At 68.4% G+C, this 7,522-nt stretch carries 7 protein-coding genes; 3 read left to right on the forward strand and 4 right to left on the reverse strand.

The window, feature by feature from the left end:
• Positions 1–173 precede the first annotated feature (173 nt).
• From ACFU8Q_RS36835 to ACFU8Q_RS36850, 4 genes are all read right to left on the reverse strand, one after another.
• Positions 174–797, reverse strand: a complete 624-nt coding sequence (locus ACFU8Q_RS36835; protein ID WP_384463111.1) for a helix-turn-helix domain-containing protein — start codon at positions 795–797, stop codon at positions 174–176.
• Positions 798–1,335: 538 nt separating this feature from the next.
• The gene (locus ACFU8Q_RS36840; RefSeq protein WP_384463114.1) at positions 1,336–2,793 is read right to left on the reverse strand and encodes an MFS transporter; all 1,458 of its coding nucleotides are present in this window, start codon (positions 2,791–2,793) and stop codon (positions 1,336–1,338) included.
• A complete protein-coding gene (locus tag ACFU8Q_RS36845) occupies positions 2,793–3,254 on the reverse strand; it encodes an SRPBCC family protein (protein ID WP_383762271.1) in 462 nt (153 codons plus the stop codon). Before ACFU8Q_RS36845 ends, ACFU8Q_RS36840 begins: the two co-directional genes overlap by 1 nt.
• Positions 3,251–3,601, reverse strand: coding sequence for an ArsR/SmtB family transcription factor (locus ACFU8Q_RS36850; protein WP_384463118.1), 351 nt, complete (start codon positions 3,599–3,601; stop codon positions 3,251–3,253). The genes ACFU8Q_RS36845 and ACFU8Q_RS36850 overlap by 4 nt, the downstream gene beginning before the upstream one ends.
• Positions 3,602–3,880: 279 nt before the next feature.
• Between ACFU8Q_RS36850 and ACFU8Q_RS36855 the strand changes: the two genes are divergently transcribed.
• The 3 genes from ACFU8Q_RS36855 (at position 3,881) to ACFU8Q_RS36865 (ending at position 7,458) form a co-directional block, all read left to right on the forward strand.
• The gene (locus ACFU8Q_RS36855; RefSeq protein ID WP_384463121.1) at positions 3,881–4,075 is read left to right on the forward strand and encodes a hypothetical protein; all 195 of its coding nucleotides are present in this window, start codon (positions 3,881–3,883) and stop codon (positions 4,073–4,075) included.
• Positions 4,076–4,078: 3 nt separating this feature from the next.
• The gene (locus tag ACFU8Q_RS36860) at positions 4,079–4,957 is read left to right on the forward strand and encodes a tyrosine-type recombinase/integrase (protein ID WP_384463124.1); all 879 of its coding nucleotides are present in this window, start codon (positions 4,079–4,081) and stop codon (positions 4,955–4,957) included.
• Between the two features lie 1,262 nt (positions 4,958–6,219).
• Positions 6,220–7,458, forward strand: coding sequence for an MFS transporter (locus ACFU8Q_RS36865; protein WP_384463127.1), 1,239 nt, complete (start codon positions 6,220–6,222; stop codon positions 7,456–7,458).
• The last annotated feature ends 64 nt before the right edge of the window (positions 7,459–7,522 follow it).

The raw sequence follows: 7,522 nt of genomic DNA on the forward strand, positions 1-7,522 counted from the left end.
GCCAGCGGCCCCTAAGGCACCGACCGCTCCCCCGCCGACGACTCCGGCGACCGCTCCCCCGGTCGCCGTCAGGAAGCGTCTGCGGCTGTGTCCGTCGTGCCCCTGAGACTGCTGTGCGTGTTCTGCTGTCATGAGCACCGGAGAGTAGGGAGAGGCTCCGGAAGCCGGAAGCCCTATTTCCTGTCACCCACAGCATCCTCACAAACACAAGGAGACAGCGATGCCGAGCGTGTTCGCGTAAGGGCGGCCCGTCGCCTCGTCTCCGCAGCTCGCACCCGAGGCGCGGCGCGGGTCGGCGGGCTGTACCTATTCGAGTTCCGATCCGAATCCGACGTGCGATGCACGCCTGCCCCTGCCCGGCCGGCCACGACGTTCAGGCCCGGCCGCTCCCCAGCAGCCTCGACCTCCCGCTCGATCACCAGCGTCCGACCCGCCCTGCGGTCCCGGCGGTCCACGCGGTGCAACGTCGACAACGACGGGACCTCACCCCCATCACCTCCATCGGCCAGCCGGCGCCGCAGCTCGGCGACATTCCCGCCCTCCCGGCCCAGCAGCGCCCACGCCATATCCGACACCGCGTAGCCCTGGCGGACCCCGGCCTGTGCCTGGCCCGTCGCCTTGGCCCGCTCCAGCCAGCGCCACACCGTACGCACCGACACACCCGACACCTCAGCGACCGCCCGCACGTGCTGGGACGTCAATTCCCCGGCCTGATGTCGCTCCAGAAGACGCCGCACCACCAACGCTCTGGGCGGCCGGGCCGGGCGCCTCAGTCCGGTTCCTGTGTCCCGCTTCATCCCCCGATCAAACCCGGCACACCACCACCGACCGCATCAGAACTCTCGAACCTGAGACAGCATCACCTGCCATGAGATAAAGCCCCACGACAGCGATCCCCCACCCAGATCTCTCGCCCTATGACAGTGACAACCCCACCACCGACATCCCACTGACCAGCACTGAAAGACCACAGGCCCACACCAGCACTACTGACTCTCACTACCACCGACACCAAACCGAGAGATCGCAGCTGTCCCCGCTCAAGCACAAGAATCTGAACTGCCTGGGCCGCTACAACTTCACCGCTTCCCAGCCCGTCGATGGCCTGCGGCCCCTGCGCGACCCGGCCGTCGACCTCGACGATGACGACGGAGAGGAGGAGTGAGCCGGGTGCCTTCCGCACCCGCAGCGACACCGAGGACCTCGGCGCAGGGGGGCGCAGGGGTGCGCTGGTGAGGCTGGGGCCTCACCGCCGGATTCGGGTCCGGCCCTCCATGGAATGCGGAACAGGAATCAAGCCAGGAGCGAGCCAAGCGTGTGTCCCGTAGATCAAGGTCAGGTCGGCGGTGCCCTGGTGGATACGTTCTCGCTTGCGTCTGCCGACACACTGCGGGATAGGCCGGATCGCTTGCTGAGGAGCGTCAACGCGGTGATCAAGGCGAGAGCGGCGAAGACGCCGGCTGCCCCAAACGCGGCATGCTGCCCGGTGGTGAGTGCGAGCGGTGTCGGACCACCGATCGCGGACGCGCGGGCGGCAGCGACGCTGGTGCAGATGGCAGTGCCGAGGGCGGTGCCGACGGCGAAGGAGGTGTCGGCGAGGCCGGCGGCCAGGCCTGAGTCCTTTTCGGTGACGCCGGTCAGCGCGGCGATCTGTGCGCATACCGTGACGGCGCCCATTCCCGCCCCGAACAAGAACAGGGCCGCCGACAGAAGACTCATCGGGCCACCGGCCGGTATGCGGGTGAGCAGCAGGCAGCCACAACCGAGCAGGACGGTCCCGGCGGCAGCTACCCGCCCCAGGCTGAGCCTGGGCACGATCCGTTGGCTCAGCAGGGCGCCTGCGGCCGCGGTGACGGTCATCATCGCGGCCGCCAGCCCGAACTGCGCCGCTGGCCAGCCGAGCACCTGCTGCACGAAAGAGGTGAGGGTGACGAGCATGCCGTCGACGGTCATGCCGGCGATGAGCAGGAGGAGGTTGCCGCCGATCAGCATGCGCGAGCGCAGCGACTGAAAGGAAACGAGGGGGGCCACCGATCGCTTCTCGATCAGGATGAACATCCAGACCAGCACGGCCACGGCGGCCAGTAGCCCGATGCTCTGTCCATTCGCCCACCCGGATGTCGGCACCCGGGTGATCACGTATACGAGCAGAACGAGTGCCGGGGCGATGGTCAGCGCACCAGGGATATCGAAGGAACGGGAGCGTGCTCGGTCCCGGCTTTCGCGCAGCATGGCGGGGGCGAGCACCAGCACGAGGGTCCCGACCGGGACGTTGACCCAGAACACCCACTGCCAGCCGAAGATATCGGTGATGATGCCGCCCAGTAGTAGACCGGCGGTGGCGCCGAACCCGCCGAGGCCGCCCCAGATACCGAGCGCCTTGTTCCGCTCGATCCCTTCGGGGAAAGTGTTCATGACCATCGACAACGCGGCCGGAGCGATGATCGCGGCCGAGACGCCCTGCACCGCCCGGGCGGCCACCAGGGCCTGGATGGATGGAGCGAGCCCGCACGCCAGCGAGGCCACGACCCGCAGCACCATCCCGGCGATGAACACACGCCGACGGCCCAGCAGATCCGCAGCGCGGCCGCATAACAACAGCAGCCCGCTGAAGGCCAGCGCGTAAGCCGTCACGGTCCATTGGATGGCAGGACCGTGCAGGCGAAGGTGGCCTTCGATCGCGGGCAGAGCGGCGAGCAGGCTGGTGCCGTCCAGAATCGTCATGAAGAACGCCGTGCCCAGCAGCGCCAGCACCCGCCAACGGCGAGTCTGCGAAAGGTTGCTCGTGGTCATCACTGTTGCTCGATGCTTCGCAGCAGTTCGGCGGCGAGCGCGTCAAGCCACTTGCCGGTGCCCTGCTCCCGCCAGCTTGGTTCTTCGCGGCCGTCGAGGAAGGTGCTCTGCTCGGTGAGTAGCAGCCGGGTGCCACCACCCTCAGGGTGGAACTCCACCGTCGTCAGCGACACTGTCGCAAGGTCTTGCCCCTCGGACAGAGTGGAGGTGTAGACGATCCGCTCGTCCTGGACGATGTCGCGGTACCAGGACTCGAAAGTCAGCACCGGCCCACCGCCGGAGCGGCCGCGGTTGACCTCCCGCCCACCGACGCGGAATTCAAGCTCGTGCTCGGCGTCGGGGCCGGCGAACCAGCGGGCCTTCGCTTCGGGGGCGGCCCACGCGGCGAACACTGTGGCCGGTGAGGCCGCGTAGAGGCGTTCGAGGGTGAACGTGGCATGCGTGACCACGTGATCGGTCATTGTGCGCTCCCTTGATCTGGGCTGTCGCATTCGGTCAGGTAGTCGCCGAGGCGATCGAGGCGGTGTTCCCAGACAGTGCGCTGCGCAGCGATCCAGTCCTCGGCCATTCGCAGCACACCCGGCTCGATGTGGCAGGTGCGTACCCTTCCGGCTTTCTCAGACCGGACCAGTCCGCACGCCTCCAGTACCTGTAGGTGCTGCATCACCGCTGGCAGCGACATGGCCAGCGGCCGGGCCAGCTCACTGACCGAGGCAGGCCCGCGGATCAACCGCTCAACGATGTCCCGGCGAGTCGCGTCCGCCAGCGCTTGGAACACTCGGTCCAACGAACCAGCTTGGTTAAGCATGCGCCTAACTATTCGATGCCGCCAGCGAATAGTCAAGCATTTGGTTAACTTTTCTTCCGTCGGGGGTGCGCCGTTCGCTCGCATACGTCTCGGGTGAGCAATAGTCGCTGGGTTCCCGGCCTCGCCCACGGTCGACCGGCGTTCTTGAGAGTGCCTGTACCAGGACCTGTTACCTCGTCCGGGTGACCTGAGCCAGTTCTGACCCAGCCTCGCCCTGAGTGCGCGAGCCTCATTGCAGTCGGGATTCCTTCAGTCTGGGTGAAGTCGAGGAGGCGTGGGTTGGCTCTGGCCGTCGTACGCGACCTGCGCGAGTACCGGGCCCCGGCGGGCGAGGAGGAACTCGCCCAGTTCGAGACCGATGTACTGGCGGGGTTCGTACTCGCACGGGCGTCGGCTGGGCTGGTCGACAGCACCATCCGCAACGACACCAACCACCTGGACCTGATTCGGGACTGGTTCGGCCGCCCGCTGTAGGAGATGCAGCCGCCTGACGCCGACGTCTACTTCGGCAAGGTGCTCCGCGACGCCAAGCCCTCGACCCGGACCGGCCGGGCGGGGGCGCTGGCGGTGTTCTTCCAGTTCCTTGAGCTACGGCACAAGGTCGAACTGCACAGCCTCACCGGCCGTGTGGTCGAGTGTCCGCTGGACGAGATGAACCGGCCGCGGGCCTCGGTGGAACCGCAGCTGCGCGTCCCGCCCAGCGAGGTGGAGATCGAGGAGCTGTTCGCCGGATGGCGCGAGGAACTCATCTCCTGTCGCAAGTTCGGCCCGGCCGCCCGCAACTACGCGGTCGCCCGGCTGGCAGCCGATGTGGGGTTACGGATCAACGAGGCACGGATGCTCGACCTGGACGATGTCCGGTGGGAGCTGGGCCGGTTCGGCAAGCTCAACGTCCGCCATGGCAAGGGATCCCGGCGACGGGGACCGAAGCCGCGGCTGGTGCCACTGATCAATGGCGCCGACCGCAACCTGCGGTGGTTCATCGAGGACGTCTGGGGCCCCTTCGACGCCGACCACACCCGGCCCGGTGCCCCGCTGTTCCCCTCCGAGCGTAAGAATCGGGACGGCTCCTGCTCACGAGCGACCGCCGATGTCTACCGCAGGGCGCTGGCCGACGCCGCCACCCAGCACCTCCCGACCTGGGCCGGGAAACTCACCCCGCACGTCCTGCGGCACTTCTGCGCGTCCCAGCTCTACCTCGCCGGCATGACCCTGTTCGCCATCCAGGAACTACTCGGACATACCTGGACCGGCACCACGGCCCGGTACATCCACGTCCACGGCACCCACGTCGAAGACGCCTGGGTCACCGGACAACAGCGCGCCACCGACCGATGGAAAGGACTGGCCCGGTGACGAATGTCCCACCAGTGGACAATCGTTTCAGTCCCGTACGGATCCTCGGCCAATTCAGGGGCGACCAGCAGCCCCTCGGAGATCACCCTGTCCGTCCGCTGCACGTACCCCTCAGCCGACAACTTCCACGCCTGCGTGGCCCCCATGGACAGGCCCCATGCCGCCACTTCCGGGTCACCGCTCCAGTTCACCCGGACCTCCACCCCCTCCTGGCGCGCGAGAGCATCGATGTCCGCGCGCACCTCGGACGGCACCCGGGCGATCAGTTCGACGTCACCGAGCCGCACCAACGGTCCGCTCATCGCATCGATCGCCACAGCGACCAGGAGCATTCCCGGCCCGTGCACCGCGGTCACACCCACGTCGCCGTACCTCTCCCAGGACGATCCACTCCGGGCAACCTGCGAGCCACTGTTGGCCACTCCTCCCAAGGCCGCCTTGACCTCGTCGGGACACATGCCGAACCGCAGCGGCCCCACCCCCACAGCGGATCCAGCACCCACTGCGCCCGCTCCCCCGGCTTTCTCTCCCACCAGGCCACGACAACCCCCACCATCAACTCGCACGCCCCGGCACACTTGCCGGTGATCTCGTGCGTCACCCGAAGCAGCCCCTCTGACATCGGGCCGCCGCCGACGACCTCACCGACGGCACGGCAACGTTTGTAATGGTCGGCCCTCCTACGAAGCGTGTTGCAGGGCTGGATACGCGCAGAGCGATCTACAGCCCCAGGTGGGGAATATGAGCAGGTCTGGAGAGCACCGTGAGCGGGGGTGGCGATCTTCAAAGAGCGTCAACAGCGGCGACGAACCCACCGCTCTTTCGAGCACATTCGCAGAAGGCGCCGTGGGTTCCCGGTGAAAGTCCCTCAGTCACGCTGAACTCACGGCGGACGTGCCGGTAAGAACCGTGTCACCAGCCGCAAACGGCGGTGATCAGCCCTCTGGCCCGGCGGGTCGGGGCAGTTCCGCCGTGTTGGTCGACGTTGGACAACGACGCCCGTCCCCGCCGGCCCATCACCACAGAAGTTGAGCCAGAACCCGAGAACGGGCGGCACCCGGCCGGTGGCCGTCCCTGGTACTGATGCCGGCCTTCTTGGCTCGCTCGGGGACATTGGTGCCGTGTTGGAGTGTTGGAGCCGAGAGTGTTCTTTAAGTGGTCGCCCGGCGGATCCAGCTAGTCGGAATCCTCGCTCTGAACGGCGCGGAATCGTCAGATCCGCCACTGCCGGACCACCCAGACGCTGGGACAGACTGCCGGGTATGACTGAGACCACGCCGCCCACAGACCAGCCCCCTCCCGATCAGGAGCAGTGGCTGACGCCAGGGGTGCGCGGTATCGGTTCGGCGAGTCTCCTCGCCGATGTCGGCCATGAGATCCCCACCGCGCTGCTGCCGTCCCTGCTGACATCCACCCTCGGTGCTCCCGCCGCTGCTCTAGGAGCGATCGAGGGGATCTCCGACGCCCTGGCGGGCGCCGCCCGGTTCGGCGGCGGCGTGCTCGCCGACGACCCAGCCCGCCGCCGGAAGGTAGCGGTCGGCGGATACGCAACGACCGCAGTCCTCGGTGCCGCGACCGCCGGAGCCACCGCGGTGTGGCAGGTCGGCGTACTGCGAGCGGCCGCCTGGACCGCCCGCGGCCTGCGGGTTCCGGCCCGTAACGCGCTGCTGGCGGACATCGTGCCGGCGAAGGCGTACGGGCGGGCGTACGGGTTCGAACGGATGATGGACAACCTCGGCGCGATCTTCGGACCGCTCCTCGCTCTCGGCCTCGTTGCCTGGGTGGGAGTCCAGTGGGCGATCGGCCTTTCTGTCATCCCCGGGCTGCTGGCCGCTGCAGCGATCGTCTACGCGATCCGGCACACCCCGGGCCCGGCCAGCCGGGAGAAGGTGCCGCTGAAGATTCGTATCCGGCCGGTGCTGAAGGGCGATCTCGGCAGGCTGCTGGGCGCGGTCGCCGCGTTCGAGGTCGGCAACGTCGCCGCGACCCTGCTGATCCTGCGGGCTTCGGACCTGCTGGCGCCCGAGCACGGCACGAAGACCGCGACGACCATCGCACTCGGCCTCTACACCGCATACAACGTCGCCGCCGCCCTCGCCTCGGTCCCGGCCGGGCGACTGTCCGACCGGCTCGGGGCCCGTGGCCCGGTACTCGTGCTGGCCGCAGGCGTGGCGGCGTTCGCCGTGGCGTACGGGATGTTCGCCGTGACCGGCGCCGTCATCACCGTCCTCGCGGTGCCCTTCGTGCTGGCCGGCGTGGGAATCGGCGCGGTGGAGACCGCCCAGCACTCCGCGGTCGCCGCGCTCGCGCCGAAGGACCTGCGCGGCTCCGCCTTCGGGATGCTCGCCACCGTCCAGTCGCTGGGCAACCTCGCCGCCTCCACCGTCGCCGGTGTCTTGTGGACCGTCGTCTCTCCGACGGCCGCCTTCACCTACCTCGCGGCCTGGATGGTCCTCGCCCTGGCCGGCCTGCTGGTCGCCGCCCGGCGCCCGAGGCACTGACCCGCCCCCTGGGACAGCCCACAGGCCCCGGCGGTAATCGTCGGGGCCTGCGGCGTAAGAGTAC

It is taken from the genome of Streptomyces sp. NPDC057543, from assembly GCF_042801895.1.
Classification (GTDB): Bacteria; Actinomycetota; Actinomycetes; order Streptomycetales; family Streptomycetaceae; genus Streptomyces.

Bases quoted from the DNA above. Each gene is read 5' to 3' on its own strand.
- ACFU8Q_RS36835 (WP_384463111.1), bottom strand. From the start codon at position 797: ATGAAGCGGGACACAGGAACCGGACTGAGGCGCCCGGCCCGGCCGCCC.
- ACFU8Q_RS36840 (WP_384463114.1), bottom strand. From the start codon at position 2,793: ATGACCACGAGCAACCTTTCGCAGACTCGCCGTTGGCGGGTGCTGGCG.
- ACFU8Q_RS36845 (WP_383762271.1), bottom strand. From the start codon at position 3,254: ATGACCGATCACGTGGTCACGCATGCCACGTTCACCCTCGAACGCCTC.
- ACFU8Q_RS36850 (WP_384463118.1), bottom strand. From the start codon at position 3,601: ATGCTTAACCAAGCTGGTTCGTTGGACCGAGTGTTCCAAGCGCTGGCG.
- ACFU8Q_RS36860 (WP_384463124.1), top strand. From the start codon at position 4,079: ATGCAGCCGCCTGACGCCGACGTCTACTTCGGCAAGGTGCTCCGCGAC.
- ACFU8Q_RS36865 (WP_384463127.1), top strand. From the start codon at position 6,220: ATGACTGAGACCACGCCGCCCACAGACCAGCCCCCTCCCGATCAGGAG.